This is a genomic window from Polymorphobacter sp. PAMC 29334, from assembly GCF_019431245.1.
Classification (GTDB): Bacteria; Pseudomonadota; Alphaproteobacteria; order Sphingomonadales; family Sphingomonadaceae; genus Polymorphobacter_B; species Polymorphobacter_B megasporae.
Genome location: NZ_CP080243.1, coordinates 1,007,667 through 1,022,402, shown reverse-complemented (window position 1 = coordinate 1,022,402; position 14,736 = coordinate 1,007,667). Strand labels below are relative to the sequence as shown.

16 protein-coding genes are annotated in these 14,736 nt (G+C 67.8%); 10 read left to right on the top strand and 6 right to left on the bottom strand.

What is annotated here, in order from left to right:
• Positions 1-3: 3 nt before the first annotated feature.
• Together KZX46_RS08715 and KZX46_RS08710 are read right to left on the bottom strand one after the other, a co-directional pair.
• On the bottom strand, positions 4-1,137 hold the full coding sequence (locus KZX46_RS08715) for an acyl-CoA dehydrogenase family protein (protein ID WP_219776267.1): 1,134 nt from the start codon (positions 1,135-1,137) through the stop codon (positions 4-6).
• A gap of 135 nt (positions 1,138-1,272) precedes the next feature.
• Positions 1,273-2,436, bottom strand: a complete 1,164-nt coding sequence (locus KZX46_RS08710) for an acyl-CoA dehydrogenase family protein (protein WP_216710118.1) — start codon at positions 2,434-2,436, stop codon at positions 1,273-1,275.
• A 39-nt stretch (positions 2,437-2,475) separates the two neighbouring features.
• On the opposite strand from KZX46_RS08710, the gene lgt reads away from it, so the two are divergent.
• From lgt to KZX46_RS08685, 5 genes are all read left to right on the top strand, one after another.
• A complete protein-coding gene (gene lgt, locus KZX46_RS08705; RefSeq protein ID WP_219776266.1) occupies positions 2,476-3,351 on the top strand; it encodes a prolipoprotein diacylglyceryl transferase in 876 nt (291 codons plus the stop codon).
• Between the two features lie 47 nt (positions 3,352-3,398).
• Positions 3,399-4,385 (top strand): class I SAM-dependent methyltransferase, encoded by a 987-nt coding sequence (locus KZX46_RS08700; protein WP_226896270.1) that lies wholly within the window; start codon positions 3,399-3,401, stop codon positions 4,383-4,385.
• Positions 4,382-4,915, top strand: coding sequence for a GNAT family N-acetyltransferase (locus tag KZX46_RS08695; RefSeq protein ID WP_219776265.1), 534 nt, complete (start codon positions 4,382-4,384; stop codon positions 4,913-4,915). Before KZX46_RS08700 ends, KZX46_RS08695 begins: the two co-directional genes overlap by 4 nt.
• Positions 4,912-5,676 (top strand): peptidoglycan editing factor PgeF, encoded by a 765-nt coding sequence (gene pgeF, locus KZX46_RS08690; RefSeq protein ID WP_219776264.1) that lies wholly within the window; start codon positions 4,912-4,914, stop codon positions 5,674-5,676. The genes KZX46_RS08695 and pgeF overlap by 4 nt, the downstream gene beginning before the upstream one ends.
• 82 nt (positions 5,677-5,758) lie before the next feature.
• A complete protein-coding gene (locus KZX46_RS08685; RefSeq protein ID WP_216710122.1) occupies positions 5,759-6,694 on the top strand; it encodes a ribose-phosphate pyrophosphokinase in 936 nt (311 codons plus the stop codon).
• Here the strand turns inward: KZX46_RS08685 and KZX46_RS08680 are convergent.
• Positions 6,691-6,909, bottom strand: coding sequence for a hypothetical protein (locus KZX46_RS08680; protein ID WP_219776263.1), 219 nt, complete (start codon positions 6,907-6,909; stop codon positions 6,691-6,693). The genes KZX46_RS08685 and KZX46_RS08680 overlap by 4 nt on opposite strands.
• Before the next feature lie 61 nt (positions 6,910-6,970).
• Positions 6,971-7,282 (bottom strand): REDY-like protein HapK, encoded by a 312-nt coding sequence (locus KZX46_RS08675; RefSeq protein WP_219776262.1) that lies wholly within the window; start codon positions 7,280-7,282, stop codon positions 6,971-6,973.
• Between the two features lie 182 nt (positions 7,283-7,464).
• On the opposite strand from KZX46_RS08675, the gene KZX46_RS08670 reads away from it, so the two are divergent.
• The 4 genes from KZX46_RS08670 to KZX46_RS08655 all read left to right on the top strand — a co-directional run bounded on the left by KZX46_RS08670 (position 7,465) and on the right by KZX46_RS08655 (position 11,167).
• Entirely contained in the window at positions 7,465-7,926 is a 462-nt protein-coding gene (locus tag KZX46_RS08670; protein ID WP_219776261.1) for a hypothetical protein, read from the top strand.
• 145 nt (positions 7,927-8,071) lie between these two features.
• On the top strand, positions 8,072-8,527 hold the full coding sequence (locus KZX46_RS08665) for a MarR family winged helix-turn-helix transcriptional regulator (protein WP_219776260.1): 456 nt from the start codon (positions 8,072-8,074) through the stop codon (positions 8,525-8,527).
• The gene (locus KZX46_RS08660) at positions 8,527-9,585 is read left to right on the top strand and encodes an HlyD family secretion protein (protein ID WP_219776259.1); all 1,059 of its coding nucleotides are present in this window, start codon (positions 8,527-8,529) and stop codon (positions 9,583-9,585) included. The genes KZX46_RS08665 and KZX46_RS08660 overlap by 1 nt, the downstream gene beginning before the upstream one ends.
• Before the next feature lie 31 nt (positions 9,586-9,616).
• On the top strand, positions 9,617-11,167 hold the full coding sequence (locus KZX46_RS08655; protein ID WP_219776258.1) for a DHA2 family efflux MFS transporter permease subunit: 1,551 nt from the start codon (positions 9,617-9,619) through the stop codon (positions 11,165-11,167).
• Positions 11,168-11,200: 33 nt separating this feature from the next.
• Here the strand turns inward: KZX46_RS08655 and KZX46_RS08650 are convergent, their stop codons facing one another.
• Positions 11,201-13,234 (bottom strand): M13 family metallopeptidase, encoded by a 2,034-nt coding sequence (locus tag KZX46_RS08650; RefSeq protein ID WP_219776257.1) that lies wholly within the window; start codon positions 13,232-13,234, stop codon positions 11,201-11,203.
• Between the two features lie 138 nt (positions 13,235-13,372).
• Here KZX46_RS08650 and KZX46_RS08645 point away from each other — a divergent pair, with 138 nt between their 5' ends.
• Positions 13,373-13,720, top strand: coding sequence for a hypothetical protein (locus KZX46_RS08645; RefSeq protein WP_216710130.1), 348 nt, complete (start codon positions 13,373-13,375; stop codon positions 13,718-13,720).
• On the opposite strand, the gene KZX46_RS08640 is transcribed toward KZX46_RS08645, so the two are convergent.
• Positions 13,717-14,727, bottom strand: coding sequence for a histone deacetylase family protein (locus tag KZX46_RS08640; protein WP_219776256.1), 1,011 nt, complete (start codon positions 14,725-14,727; stop codon positions 13,717-13,719). The genes KZX46_RS08645 and KZX46_RS08640 overlap by 4 nt on opposite strands.
• Positions 14,728-14,736 lie beyond the last annotated feature (9 nt).

Here is a 14,736-nt window from a genome sequence, read left to right as displayed (position 1 = left end):
CGCTCAGTACCCCATCAGGGTGGCGAGGCGGTCACCGTGGAAGGCGATATCGCCGAAAGTCTCCTGCGCCGCGCGCGCCCGCTTCATGAAGAAGCCGATGTCGAAGTCGTCGGTCATGCCGATGCCGCCGTGCATCTGGACCGCCTCGTTGGTCGCGAGCTGGGCGACCTCGCCGGTCTTGGCCTTGGCGAGGCTGGCGAACAGCGGCACGCGGTCTTCGTCGGCGTCGAGCGCGGTCAGCGCGCGCAGCGTCGCCGAGCGGGCGAGCTCGACCTCGCAGAACAGATGCGCGGCGCGATGCTGGAGCGCCTGGAAGCTGCCGATCTTCGCGCCGAACTGCTCGCGCTGCTTGAGATAATCGACGGTGCGGGTGAAGCTCTCACCCGCGACGCCAAGCATCTCGGCGGCGAGGCACGCGCGCCCGGCATCGAGAACGCGGTCGAGGATCGCCCAGCCGCCGCCGACGCTGCCGAGGACATCGGCCCCGTCGACCTGGACGTCGGTCAGTGTGATCGTGGCGGCGTTGCGGCTGTCGACCATCGACCGCCGCTCGACCGCAACTCCGCCGGCCTTCGCATCGACGAGGAACAGCGTGATGCCGTCATTCCCGTCGTCGCCGGTCCGCGCCGCGACGATCAGCGTGTCGGCGACATTGCCGTCGAGAACGAAGGTCTTGGTGCCATTGAGCTTGAAGCCGTTGCCCGATGCCTCGGCGCGGGTGGCGACGTGGTCGGGCGTGTGCCGTACCGCTTCGTCGGCAGCGAGCGCGAACAGCCGTTTGCCGCTCGCGATCTGCGGAAGATACTGCGCCTGCTGCTCGGGCGAGCCGCCGCGGAGCAGCGCGGTCGCGCCGAGGATGGCAGTCGACAGCAATGGCGACAGGCTAAGGTTGCGGCCGACCGCCTCCTGGAGCAGCCCGGCGGCGACATAGCCGAAGCCCGACCCGCCGTGCGCCTCAGGCACCAGCACCCCGGCAAACCCCATCTCCGCCATCTTGTGCCACAGCGCGCGGTCGAAGCCGGTCGCATCGGCGGCATCGCGGAGCCGCCGCAGTTCGCCGACGGGCGCTTCGCTCGCGAAGAAGCCATCCGCCGACTCGCGGATCATCGTCTGGTCGTCGGTCAGTACCAAGGCCAAGTCGTCACTCCCCCAATATCTTCTTGCTGTCATGCTGGCGAACACCAGCATCCACGGCCGTGTCGGCATCGAACCCTGCGTTGCGCTCGACCGTAGATGCTGGCGTGCGCCAACATGACGGCGGGGTCGGTGCGCTCACGCCCCCGGCAATTGGAGCACTCGCTTCGCGATGATGTTGAGCTGGACCTCGCTGGTGCCGCCCTCGATCGAATTGGCGCGGCTGCGCAGCCAGTGGCGCGAGAGGTCGCCCTCGCCCTTGCCTGGGCCTTCCCAGACGAGCCCGTCCGATCCCGCGACCGACATCAGCAGTTCCTGCCGCTGCTTGTTGAGCTCGGTCCCGTAGTATTTGAGCATCGACGAGAGCGCGCCGACGCCCTGCCCCGCCTTCGCCTCGTCCTTGACCCGCTCCATCGTCAGCCCGAACGCGAGCGCATTGATCTCGTGGCGGACGATGTCGGTCCGCAGCGGCGCGACCCCGTCCTCGCCGAGCGCCTTGACCGCGATCTGGCTGAGCGAGCGGCGGCCGTCGTCGAGGTCGCCGATCATCTCGCGCTCGTGGGTGAGCAAATACTTGGCGATGTCCCAGCCCTTGCCCGCTGTCCCCATCAGGTTGCCCTTCGGCACGCGGACGTCGTCGAAGAAAGTCTGGCAGAACGGCGAATAGCCCGAGATCAGCTTGATTGGCGAAGTCGTGACCCCCGGCGACGCCATGTCGAACAGCAGGAAGCTGATGCCGAGATGCTTCGGCGCGGCAGGGTCGGTGCGGACGAGGCAGAAGATCCAGTCGGCCTTGTCGGCGTAGCTCGTCCACACCTTCTGGCCGTTGACGATATAGTCGTCGCCGTCGAGGATCGCCGAGGTCCGCAGCGCGGCAAGGTCGGACCCTGCGCCCGGCTCCGAATAGCCCTGGCACCAGCGGATCTCGCCGCGCGCGATCTTCGGCAGATGCTCGAGCTTCTGTTCCTCTGAACCGTATTTGAGCAGCGCCGGCCCAAGCATCCAGATGCCGAACGACGACAGCGGCGACCGCGCACGGATCGCCCGCATCTCGCTCGCCAGCACCTTCGCCTCGTCCTTGCTCAAGCCGCCGCCGCCGTACGCGACCGGCCATTCGGGGACGGTCCAGCCCTTCGCGCCCATCCGGTCGAGCCAGAGCCGCTGCGGCCCGGTCAGCGTCGCATGGCGCCCACCCCAGCAGACGTCGGCGTCGCTCGCGATCGGCAGCCGCATCTCGGGCGGGCAGTTCGCGGCGAGCCAGTCGCGGGTTTCTTGGCGGAACGTCTCGAGCGTGTCGGTCACGGCAGGCCTCACCCAATTGTCTTATCGCTTTCCCCGACTATGGTGCCGCGACGTCGCGACACAAGGGAAATCACGTTGCTCGACCATGCCCGGATCGCGCTCGATTGGTCGAGCCTCGGCCTATCGCCGGTTCTTTTCGAATTCCACGGTTTCGCGCTGCGCTGGTACAGCCTCGCCTATATCGGCGGCATCCTCGGCGGCTGGTGGCTGCTTGGCCGGATGCTCGATTCGTGGGCGGCCCCGATGAGCCGAGCCAATGCCGATGCGCTGATCACCTGGGCGACGGTGGGGATCATCCTCGGCGGGCGGATCGGCTATGTCCTCTTCTACGACTTCGCCAAATTCGCCGCCGACCCGCTCGCGATCCTGCGATTGTGGGAGGGCGGGATGTCGTTCCACGGCGGCGCGATCGGCTTTACCGCCGCGATCTTCCTGTTTGCCCGCGCCAACAATCTGCCGGGCATGCGCATCTGCGATTACGTCGCGTGCGTCGCCCCCCTCGGACAGGGCCTCGGGCGGCTAGCAAACTTCATCAACGGCGAGCTATGGGGCCGCGTCACCGGCAGCGACTGGGGGATCATCTTCCCGGGCGCGGGCACCGCACCGCGCTATCCGAGCCAGTTGTTCGAGTTCGCCGGTGAGGGCGTCCTGCTGTTCGTCGTGCTCAATGTGCTGTTCTACCGGACGCGCGCGCGGCTTTACCCGGGGTTCCTCGTCGGCGTCGGAACGTTCGGCTTCGGCCTCGTCCGCTTCTGCATCGAGTTCTTCCGCGAGCCCGATATCCAGGTCGGTTATCTCAAGTTCGGGCTGACGATGGGGCAATGGCTGTGCCTGCCGATGGTTTTCCTCGGTCTGTATCTGATGTGGTCGAGCCGGGCGCGAGCGATCCCTGCCGGGGCACCGATCCCGGCGTGACGCCGCTCGGCGACCGGCTCACGCGTGAGATTGCGGCGTCGGGGCCGATGCCGGTCGCGCGGTGGATGGGCCTGTGCAACTCACATTATTACGCGACCCGCGACCCGTTCGGCGCTGGCGGAGACTTCACCACCGCACCCGAAATCAGCCAGATGTTCGGCGAGCTGATTGGCGCGTGGCTGACCGATGTGTGGCGTCGCGCGGGGTCGCCAGACCGGGTTCGGCTTGTCGAACTCGGGCCGGGACGCGGAACGTTGATGGCGGATATGTTGCGCAGCATGGCTGCAGCGAGATGGGCTCCGGCGGTAGATTTCGTCGAGACGAGCCCGGTGTTGCGCGCGGCACAGGGCGATCGCGTGGCGAACGCGAGGTGGCACGATAGCCTCGACGCCGTGCCCGACGATGCGCCGCTGCTTCTTGTCGCCAACGAGTTCTTCGACGCGCTGCCGGTGCGCCAGTTCGTTCGCAGCGCGATCGGTTGGCACGAGCGTATAGTGGCGGTGGGCGATGCAGGCTTTGCGGCAGCGCTCGGGAACGCCGCTGCGACGCCGCTCATCCCAGAGTTGCTGTGGAACGCCCCCGTCGGCAGCGTCGTCGAGACCTCCCTCGCGTCGACCGCCATCGCCGCCGAGATTGGCGCGCGGCTGTCGTTGCACGGCGGGGCGGCGCTGTTCATCGACTACGGCCACAGCGGGCCGGTCACCGGCGATACGCTCCAGGCGGTGCGCGGCCACGCCCCCGCCGACCCCTTCGCCGACCCCGGCGAGGCCGACCTGACCGCGCATGTCGACTTCACCGCGCTCGCCGCGGCGGCGGGCACAGCCGCGTCGGGCCCGACCGGGCAAGGCGACTTTCTCCGCGCGATCGGCATCGACGCGCGCGCCGAGACCTTGCGCCGCCGGGCAACTGCGGTGCAACGCGAGGCGATCGACGCGGCGGTCGCGCGGCTTACCGGGGAGACGGCGATGGGGCGATTGTTCAAGGTTATGGCGCTGACCGGGCGCGACTGGCCCGCGCCGGCGGGGTTCGCATGAGCATCACCTATCGCACCGCGACCGTCGCCGACGCCGCCCTCCTCGCCGACCTCGGCGCGCGGACCTTCACCGCAACCTTCGGGCATCTGTATTCCTCGGCGAACCTCGCGATCTTCCTCGATAATCACACACAAGAGCGATGGGCGGCGGCGCTGGCGGGCGACGCGACGGTGCGCCTTGCCGAGGTCAACGGCGTTGCCATCGGCTACGCGCGGATCGGGCCGCTGACCTTTGCGGTCGAGCGCGGCGGACGAACCGCGGCCCAGCTCTATCAGCTTTATGTCGACGCACCGTGGCACGGCAGCGGCATCGCCGCGACGCTCCTCGACTGGTCGGCGACGACCGCGCGCGAGCAGGGTGCCGCCGACCTGTGGCTGTCGGTCTTCGTCGACAACCCGCGCGCCCGCCGCTTCTATGCGCGCGCCGGGTTCGTCGAAGTCATGCCGTACACTTTCATGGTCGGCGACCATGCCGACGAGGACATCATCTGCCGCCTCGCGCTCGATGTCCGCACTGAGGCCGCCGCATGACCGTCCCGTTCGTCACCGCCGCGGCACTGACGGGCACGCGACACGGCTTCTGCGGGCGGCGCGGCGGCGTTTCGACCGGCATCTTCGCCTCGCTCAACACCGGGCTCGGGTCGAGCGACGACGCGGCGGCGGTCGCCGAGAACCGGCGGCGCGCGGTCGCCGCTGTAGCTCCCGGCGCGACGCTCGCCACGGTCCACCAGATCCACAGCGCGATCGTCGTGATCGCTGACCCCGCGACCGCCGACGCCGATCGCCCGCACGCCGATGCGCTCGTCACCGACCGCCCCGGCGTCGTTCTCGGCGTCCTTGCCGCCGACTGCGCCCCGGTGCTGTTCGCCGACGTCGCCGCCGGGGTGATCGGCGCGGCGCACGCCGGGTGGAAGGGCGCGCTGTACGGCGTGCTCCCCGCGACGATCGCTGCGATGGAGGCGCTCGGCGCGCGCCGCGACCGCATCGCCGCCGCGATCGGGCCGTGCATCGCCCGCGCGAGCTACGAGGTCAGCCTGAGCTACGCCGACCCATTCGTCGCGGTCGATCCGTCGTTCGCAAGCTTCTTCACTGCCTGTCGTCCGGGCCACCTCCAGTTCGACCTCGAAGGCTTCGTCGCCGCGCGGCTTGCGGCCGAAGGCCTGACGCGGATCGAGGCTACCGGGCGCGACACCTATGCCAACCCCGGCGACTGGTTCAGCTATCGCCGCACGACGCACGCCGGCGAAGCCGATTACGGGCGGAATCTCGCGCTGATCGCGCTGGACCGATAACAGTGAGCGTCCGTCGGCGCAGCAAGTGTTGCCGATCGATGACGCCGCCGCTAAGACGCCGCGCATCAAGGGGACCGTGCGCATGAAGATTCTGGCGGGGAACGCCAACCCCGAGCTGGCGCAGGCGATCGCGTCGTACCTCGACCTCAAGCTGACGTCGGCCAGCGTCCGCCGCTTCGCCGACGAGGAGGTCTTCGTCGAAATCCACGAGAACGTGCGCGGCGAGGATGTCTTCGTCGTCCAGTCGACCTCGGCCCCGGCGAACGACAACCTCATGGAATTGCTGATCTGCATCGACGCGCTGCGCCGGGCATCGGCGCGCCGGATCACCGCTGTCGTGCCGTATTTCGGCTATGCCCGGCAGGACCGGAAGTCGGGCTCGCGGACGCCGATCTCGGCGAAGCTGGTCGCCAACTTGATCACCAAGGCAGGGGCCGACCGGGTCCTCGCGGTCGATCTCCACGCTGGGCAGATCCAGGGCTTCTTCGATATCCCGACCGACAATCTGTTCGCCGCACCGGTGATGCACGCCGATATCGTCGCGCGCCTGCCCAAGACCAACCTGACCATCGTCTCACCCGACGTCGGCGGCGTCCTCCGCGCCCGCGCGCTGGCCAAGCGCCTCGGCAACGCCCCGCTGGCGATCGTCGACAAGCGCCGCGAGAACCCGGGCGAATCCGAGGTCATGAATATCATCGGCGACGTCTCGGGCCGCGCCTGCGTCCTCGTCGACGACATCATCGATTCGGGCGGGACCCTGTGCAACGCCGCCGCCGCGCTGATGCAGTCGGGCGCGACGAGCGTCACCGCCTACATCACCCACGGCGTCCTGTCGGGCGGCGCGGTCGCGCGGGTCGAAGGATCCGAACTGACCGAACTCGTCATCACCGACTCGATCGCGCCGCTCGATGTCGTCAAGACTGCGAAAAAGATCCGGCTGATCACCATTGCACCGCTTCTCGCCGAAGCGATGCGGCGGACGAGCGAGGAAAGTTCGGTGTCGAGCCTGTTCGACTAGCGCGACGCGAGCGCGACCACCGGGGCATCGGCCTTCTGGCAGTGAACCGCGACGACCGGATAGCTGACATCGGTCGTCCGCGTCAGGATTTCCTCTGCCGCAGCATTGCACGCATCGACGGTCTGGTAGCGCGGGGCGAGAACCCGCACCGCCTGGCACTGGTCACCAGCGTCGCTGCAGCCGAGCAGGGTCATCGCGATCAGCAGGGGCGACATCAGGCAACTCCTTGGAGCTCTCCACTCGTCGCCTGATAACGTCGCTTCGTCGCGCTGGTTCCTAGGCGAGCGGCTCGGTCAACATGAAGAATGGCTCGGCACCGAGAAACGCCTTGAACTCGCGCGCGATGGCCTGGCTCGATGCGCCGGCGACGTCGGTCGTGAAGCCCTCCATGTCGGCGATGTCGATGATCTCGACATATTGATACGGCGCGGGGGCACTGCCGCCAAGCAGGCCGGTCGTGCGGTAGATCTGGAAGTCGTCGATCGACGGCAGCGCGCGAACACCGGGAATGTCGCGGGTTCGCGCCCAGTCTTCGTAGGCGGCAACATCGGTATCGGGCTTGAGGTTGAACAGCACGACGACACGCATGATCTTACTCCGAAGCAATTAACCACGCCAAAGTGGACGAAGCCGTGCGCCGCGGCAATCGCGATCGTCGCCGGATCGCCGCCGCCGCCAGCGCGTTATGTCCCGAGCCAGAACGATCGCCGATTGAGCGACCGCGCGCCTCTGCTACAGGGAGGTGGTAACCGGCGGAAGTGGACCGAATGATGCGTGCGACGATCGCCTTGATGATAATACTGGCGAGCGCCGCGGCTACGCCCGTCGCAGCGCAATCGATGCTCAAGGCTGCGCCGACCGACACCAGCCTGCCCCGGCAGAAGGTCGTCGAAGTCTTCGGCACCGATCCGTGTCCCAAGTCGACCGATCCCGACGAGATCATCGTTTGCTCGCGCCGTCCTGACGAGGACCGTTACCGGATTCCGCCGGCAGTTCGCAGCGACGCCCAAGCGCTCGCGCCGAACGTTGCCAACCGCAAGCTGCTGCTCGGCGACGACGCCGGCGGCGCGGGCGGCGGCATCGGGTCGTGCAGCGCGGTTGGCCCGGGCGGCGGCACCGGCTGCAACCAGGCGATCCAAGACCAGTATCGCGCGGCGCGGAAGCGCGGCGATGTCCCGCAGTCGATCTTGCCGCAGATCACCCCCGACGCGACGATTACGCCGCCCTACTAATCAGCACAAATCGTCGGGCATAAGGCGCAGGTCGTTCGGCCTACGCCTGTTGCCGCGCCGTGTCTGCGCCGCTCGAGCGGAACATATGCCGCGCTGCAGCATTTGACGCCTTGCTGATTACAAGCATGGCTATTATCTAGTACGCATGAAACAGGACTCGCTTGCCTTCCTCCTGAGCGACACCAGTCGCCTGCTGCGGCGGCGGTTCGATGCCAAGGCGCGGTCGCTCGGCGTGAGCCGCGCGCAGTGGCAGGTGCTGTTCGCCCTGTCGCGCAACGAGGGGATCAACCAGACCGGCCTCGCCGATTATCTCGAAGTCGAGACGATAACGCTGTGTCGGATGGTCGATCGGCTCGAGGAAGCGGCGCTGGTCGAGCGGCGCGCCGACCCCGCCGACCGCCGGGCGTGGCGGCTCCATCTGACGCCGACCGCACATCCGTTGCTCGAGAAGCTGCGTGGCATCGGGGAGGGTGTCGTCGAAGACGCGCAGGCGGGGGTCGACCCCGATGGGCTCGCAGCCGCGATGGCGGCGCTGTCGGTTATTCGCGCAAATCTTTCTTCACGCGCCGAGCCGTGTGTGAAGAAGTCGGGAGTCAAGTGATGCACGATGTGGTTGGACGCGACCAGCTGGTCGCCGCCCCGCGCCGGACGTTGTGGGAACGGGCTCGCCGCCCGCTGCTGATGATCCTGCTGCCGCTCTTCGTCATCGCTGGCGGCGTCTACTTCTGGTTGACCTCGGGCCGGTCGGTGTCGACCGACAATGCCTATGTCTCGCAGGACAAGGTGTCGATCAGCTCCGACGTCACCGGGCGCGTGATCGAGGTCGACGTCGGCGAGAGCCAGCAGGTCCACAAGGGCCAGGTGCTGTTCAAGATCGACCCCGAGCCGTTCCAGATCGCGCTCGAACAGGCGACCGCCAACCTTGCGACGGCGCGCGCGCAGGTTGCTGGGATGCGCTCGACCTTCACCGGCAAGGGCGCCGATGTCGCCGGCAAGCGCGAGGCGATCGCGTATGACGAGATCGATCTCAAGCGCCAGCAAGATCTGATGAAGGACGGCTTCACGACGCGCGCCCGGCTCCAGCAGGCCGAGCATACGCTGGCGCAGGGCCACGCGGACATGAATTCGGCACTCGCCGACGAAGCCAATGCCAGTGCCGCGCTCGCAGGCACCCCGGCGGGCCCGATCGACCGCCATCCGCTTGTGCTTGCGGCGGCGGCGGCGCGCGACAAGGCGGCGCTCGACCTGCGCCGGACATCGGTCATCGCCCCCGCCGACGGGCTCGCCAGCCAGACGACCAAGGTCCAGCCGGGCCAGATCGTCGCGCTCGGCATTCCGACGATGAGCCTGCTGCTCAGCGGCCACGACTGGGTCGAGGCGAACTTCAAGGAGACCGATCTCGACCATATGCGGATCGGCCAGAAGGCGACGGTCAAGCTCGACGCCTATCCGGCGACCCCGCTGACCGGGCACGTTCTCAGCGTCGGCGGCGGCACCGGGTCGGAGTTCTCGGTCCTGCCCGCGCAGAACGCGACGGGGAACTGGGTCAAGGTCGTCCAGCGCGTTCCGGTCCGCATCGCCATCGACGATCATCGCGGCCTGCCGCCGATCGCCGGCCTGTCGGCCAACGTCACGGTCTATGTGAAGCAGGACAAGTGAGCGGGCGGCGGTTCAGCGGCGTGACCGCCTGATGGCATCGACCGCGCTGCCCTTCGCCGCCGCGCCCGACAAAGCGGTCAATCCGCTGCTGGTGACGTGCGTCGTCATGCTGGCGACGTTCATCACCGTCCTCGATTCGACGATCGCCAACGTCGCGCTGCCACACATGCAGGCGAGCCTCGGCGCGGCGTCGGACACGGTGACGTGGGTCCTGACGTCGTACATCGTTGCCGCCGCGATCGCGACGCCGCTGACCGCATGGCTCGGCGGCAAGGTCGGGCGCAAGCGGCTGTTCGTCTTCGCCATCGGCGGCTTCGTCGTCGCGTCGATGCTGTGCGGGCTCGCCCAGTCGCTCGAGCAGATGGTGTTTTTCCGCCTGCTGCAGGGCGCTTCGGGGGCGTTTCTCGTGCCGCTCGGCCAGTCGTTCCTGCTCGACGCCTACCCCAAGGAAAAGCACGGTCAGGCGATGGCGCTGTGGGGCGTGGGCGTCATGGTCGGGCCGGTGATGGGGCCGGTGCTCGGCGGCTGGCTGACCGACAATTTCGAATGGCGCTGGGTGTTCTACGTCAACCTGCCCTTCGGCCTGCTCGCGTTGTTCGGCGCGCTTGCGGTCCTGCCCGCGCCTGAGAAATTGATGCGCAAGTTCGATGCGTTCGGCTTTCTCGCGCTCGGCATCGGCATCGGTGCGCTGCAGCTGATGCTCGACCGCGGCCAGCAGCTCGACTGGTTCTCGTCGTGGGAGGTGCGGATCGAGGCGGCGGTGTGCGTGATGGGGCTGTGGGTGTTCGGCGTCCACATCTTCACCGCGCGCGACACGATCCTGCCCGCGGCGCTGCTCAAGGACCGCAACATCGTCACCGGCTTCGCGTTCATCTTCCTGGTGGGGATGCTTCAGGTCGCGACGAGTGCGCTCCTGCCGCCGATGCTCGAACAGCTTTACGGCTATCCGGTCGTCATCTCGGGGCTGACGATGGCCCCGCGCGGGGTCGGCACGATGGCCGGAATGCTCCTCGTCGGGCGGCTGATTGGCCGGGTCGACGCGCGGATCATGATGATCACCGGCATGTCGCTGGTCGCGATCACGATGTACTGGATGACCGGCTTTTCGCCGATCATGGGCACCGGGCCGTTCCTGTGGTCGGGGCTCGTCCAGGGTTTCGGCGTCGGGCTGATTTTCGTCCCCCTCAACACGCTGGCGTTCGCGACGGTCCCGGCGGCGCTGCGGACCGAGGCGGCGAGTTTCTTCAGCCTGTTGCGCAACCTCGGCGGGTCGGTCGGGGTCAGCCTGTCGGTCGGCGTCCTCGCGCGCCAGACGCAGATCGCGCACGCCGATGTCGGCGCGGCGATCAGCCCGTTCACGATCACCGGCGCCGATCCGAGCATCGCCGCGGCGATGGGATCGGCGGGAGACACCGTCCTTGCGCTGGTCGATGCGGCGGTCAATCAGCAGGCGGCGATGATCGCCTATCTCGACGACTTCACGCTGATGATGTGGCTGTCGATCGCGGCGATCCCGCTGATCTTCGTCCTGAAATCACCGAAGAAGATCGTGATCGATCCCGAACATTCGGTGATGGAATAAGCGCCGGCGCGTCAACCGCACCGGCGCCGACCCTTACCAGATGCGGACGCGGTCGTCGGGCTTGAGATACAGTTTGTCGCCCGGCTTGACGTCGAACGCGTCGTACCACGGACCGAAGTTGCGGACTTCGAAGACGCGCTCTTTCTCGGGCGAATGCGGGTTCGACGTCAGCTGCGACAGGACCGCGGCGTCGCGCCGCTTGCCGCGCCACACCTGCGCGTAGCCGAGGAAGAAGCGCTGGTCGCCAGTCAGCCCGTCGATCACCGGCGCGGGCTTGCCGTGAAGCGACAGCTGGTACGCCTCGTACGCGATCCGTAGCCCGGCGAGGTCGGCGATGTTCTCGCCGAGCGTCAGCGCGCCCTTGATGTGGGTGCCGGGGAGCGGTTCGTACGCGTCGTACTGCGCGATCAGCTTGTTCGCGCGCGCGGTGAAGGCGGTGGCGTCGGCCGAGGTCCACCAGTCGCGCAATGCGCCCTTGGCGTCGTACTGGCGCCCCTGGTCGTCGAAGCCGTGGCTGATCTCGTGGCCGATGACGACGCCGATCGCGCCGTAGTTGACCGCCGAGTCGGCGTCGGGATCGAAGAACGGCGGCTGGAGGATCGCCGCGGGGAACACGATCTCGTTCATCGGCGGGTTGTAATAGGCGTTGATCGTCATCGGCGTCATGCCCCACTCGGTGCGGTCGAGCGGACCGCCGAGCTTGGCGAGGTTGCGGTCGTATTCGAACGCGTCGGCGCGGGTCGCATTGCCGACGGCATCGCCCGCGACGACCTTGAGCTTCGAATAGTCGCGCCACTTGGTCGGATAGCCGATTTTGGGATTGAACGTCGCCAGCTTGGCGCGCGCCTCGACCTTGGTCGCGGGCGACATCCAGCTGACCTGGTCGATCCGCTCGCCCATCGACGACAGGAGGTTGTGGACCAGCGCGTCGATCTTCGCCTTGGCGTCGGGGGTAAAGTATTTCGCGACGTAAAGCTGGCCGACCGCCTCGCCCATCGCGTCGTTGACCGCGTCAACGCCACGCTTCCACCGCGCCCGCTGGTCGGGCTGGCCCGACAGCACGGTGCCGTCGAAGGCGAAGTTTTCGGCGACGAATGCCTTGGGCAGTTCATCGGCGCGCGCCTTGAGCGTCCGCAGCGCGAGATAGTCCTTCCACACCGCGAGCGGCCGGTCGGCGACGAGCTTCGCCGTGCCGGTGAACGCTGACGGCTGGGCGACATCGAAGCGCGTCTGGTTGCCGACACCCGCGGCGGCGAAGAACACCGGCCAATCGAGTCCCGGAGCCTCGGCGGCGAGTGCGGCGGGGGACCGGAGGTTGTACGTCTTGATCGGATCGCGGTTCTCGACCTGCGTCCAGTGCGCCTGCGCGATCGCCTTTTCGAGGTCGTAGACCGCCTTCGCCCGCGCGTCGGCGTCGGTCATCCCGGCGAGGCGGAACATCGCGGCGATATGCGCGAGATACTTGGTCCGCGTCTCGACGAACTTCGGGGTGTCGACGAGGTAATAGTCGCGGTCGGGCATGCCGAGGCCGCTCTGGCCCATGCCGACCATGTAGCGCTCGGGGTTCTTCGGGTCCTGCTCGACGCCGACGTAGAACGGGCCGGGGACGGCGACGCGCTCGTCGCTGCCAAGCGCGCGGGCGAGGTCGGCGCGGGTCGAGATCGCGGCGATGCGGTCGAGCTCGGGCTTGATCGCGGCGATGCCCTTCGCCTCGATCGCCGCTTCGTCCATGAAGGTCGAATAATAAGTGCCGACGCGCCTGGCATCGGCGTCGCCGCTATTGCCGCCCTTCGCTGCCGCCTCGATAATCGCGCGCGTCCGGGCCCGCGACAGGTCGTCGAGGATCTGGAAGCTGCCCCAGCCCGCGCGATCGGCGGGAATCTGGGTCTTCTTGACCCACGCGCCGTTGCCGTAGCTGAAAAAGTCGTCGCCGGGCTTGACCGACTTGTCCATTCCCGCCGTGTCGACGCCGAAATCTCCGTATTGCGGAGCGGCGCTGGCGGTCGTTGCGGAAGTGATTGAAATCGCGAGAGCGATAAGGGAGACGGCAAGCGAAGTCGGGCGCATATAGGTCCTTCGAGTCGAAGAATGTGACAGCAGGGTTAATCTTCGTCGGCATAATCGGCAAGCCTCGCGGATCGTTCCGCTCCCGTTGAACGTTGCGCGGGGCGTGACGTCTCGTCACGTCAAACGGAGCCGCATTTCATGAACAAATATCTCGTCGCGCTCACCGCCGCCGTCATGGCCGCCGGTGTCGCCATGCCTGCGGCCGCCGCGATCAACGCCCGCCAGATCGAACAGCGCAACTCGATCGACGCCGGTGTCCGCAGCGGCACGATCAGCGCCCACGAAGCGCGCGTCCTGCGCCAGGAGCAGAACCTGATCACCCGCGCCAAGCTCCACACCAAGGACCGCAAGGGCGGCCACCTGAGCGCGATGGACAAGAAGAAGATCCACGACATGCAGGATGCTGCTGCCCGCCACATCGCGCGCTTCAAGCACAACGCGCATCGCGGCCACAACCATCGCGTCCTCGGCGCGAAGGTATTCTAAGCGAAGCCTGACAGGAAGGCGGCGACATTGTCCCCGAGTTCAGCGGTCGCATAGCCGCCTTCCATGACGACCAGGGTCGGGAGCGACAGGCTCGCGATCCGCGCGGCGACGGCGGGATAATCCGCCGTCGCCAGCGCAAACCCAGAGATTGGGTCGCCCGCGAAGGTGTCGGCCCCGAACGACACGACCAGCAGCGACGGATCATACGTCTTGAGCGCCGCCAGCGCGGTGTCGAGCGCCGCGAGATAGGGCGTGATCCCCGTCCCGCGCGGCAGCGGCAGGTTGAGCGTCGTTCCCGCTCCCGCCCCCTCGCCCGCCTCGTCGGCGTGGCCCCAGTAGAACGGATAATCGGTCGCCGGGTCGGCGTGAATCGATGCGTAAAATACGCTCGGGTCGGCCCCGAAGATGTCCTGTGTGCCGTTGCCGTGGTGGTAGTCGATGTCGACCACCGCGACGCGCGCGTGTCCGGCATCGCGCGCCGCCCGGGCGGCGATCGCGGCGCTGTTGAGGTAGCAATAGCCGCCGAAATAGTCGCTCCCGGCATGGTGTCCGGGCGGGCGGCACAGCGCGAAGCTGGTCCGCACGCTGCCGTCGAGCAGCGGCGCGAGCGCGGTCAACGCGGTCTGCGTGCCCCAATACGCCGCCTCCCACGTTCCGGGTGCGATCGGCGTCGCCGCATCGAAGCTGAAGCGGCCGAGCAATGCGTCGATCCGGCTGAGCTTGAGCGGCCGCCGCCCGACGACCGGCCAGACGTACGGCAGCGCGTCGCCCTCGCGCCCCGCCGCCTGCCACAAGGCGAACGCATCGCGGAGGAAGTCGACGTACTCGGCGGCGTGGACGCGGAGGATCGGCCCGAGCCCGAAGTCGCGCGCCGGGGCGAGGGGCGGCAGCGCGGCGACGATCGCTTCCGCCCGGGCGGCGGTCTCGGCGTGCTTTATCCATGCGCCGTTGTGCATCTCGCGTGCGGGCCTGTGCGCCAGCTGTTCGCGTGCGAAGACGCCAATCATTCCCGCGAC

Coding starts and splice junctions, on each gene's coding strand:
- KZX46_RS08670 (WP_219776261.1), top strand. CDS start 7,465: ATGCGTGCGACGATCGCCTTGATGATAATACTGGCGAGCGCCGCGGCT.
- KZX46_RS08700 (WP_226896270.1), top strand. CDS start 3,399: ATGCCGGTCGCGCGGTGGATGGGCCTGTGCAACTCACATTATTACGCG.
- KZX46_RS08685 (WP_216710122.1), top strand. CDS start 5,759: ATGAAGATTCTGGCGGGGAACGCCAACCCCGAGCTGGCGCAGGCGATC.
- KZX46_RS08680 (WP_219776263.1), bottom strand. CDS start 6,909: ATGTCGCCCCTGCTGATCGCGATGACCCTGCTCGGCTGCAGCGACGCT.
- KZX46_RS08695 (WP_219776265.1), top strand. CDS start 4,382: ATGAGCATCACCTATCGCACCGCGACCGTCGCCGACGCCGCCCTCCTC.
- KZX46_RS08655 (WP_219776258.1), top strand. CDS start 9,617: ATGGCATCGACCGCGCTGCCCTTCGCCGCCGCGCCCGACAAAGCGGTC.
- KZX46_RS08640 (WP_219776256.1), bottom strand. CDS start 14,727: ATGATTGGCGTCTTCGCACGCGAACAGCTGGCGCACAGGCCCGCACGC.
- KZX46_RS08650 (WP_219776257.1), bottom strand. CDS start 13,234: ATGCGCCCGACTTCGCTTGCCGTCTCCCTTATCGCTCTCGCGATTTCA.
- KZX46_RS08665 (WP_219776260.1), top strand. CDS start 8,072: ATGAAACAGGACTCGCTTGCCTTCCTCCTGAGCGACACCAGTCGCCTG.
- KZX46_RS08675 (WP_219776262.1), bottom strand. CDS start 7,282: ATGCGTGTCGTCGTGCTGTTCAACCTCAAGCCCGATACCGATGTTGCC.
- KZX46_RS08660 (WP_219776259.1), top strand. CDS start 8,527: ATGCACGATGTGGTTGGACGCGACCAGCTGGTCGCCGCCCCGCGCCGG.
- pgeF (WP_219776264.1), top strand. CDS start 4,912: ATGACCGTCCCGTTCGTCACCGCCGCGGCACTGACGGGCACGCGACAC.
- KZX46_RS08645 (WP_216710130.1), top strand. CDS start 13,373: ATGAACAAATATCTCGTCGCGCTCACCGCCGCCGTCATGGCCGCCGGT.
- lgt (WP_219776266.1), top strand. CDS start 2,476: ATGGTGCCGCGACGTCGCGACACAAGGGAAATCACGTTGCTCGACCAT.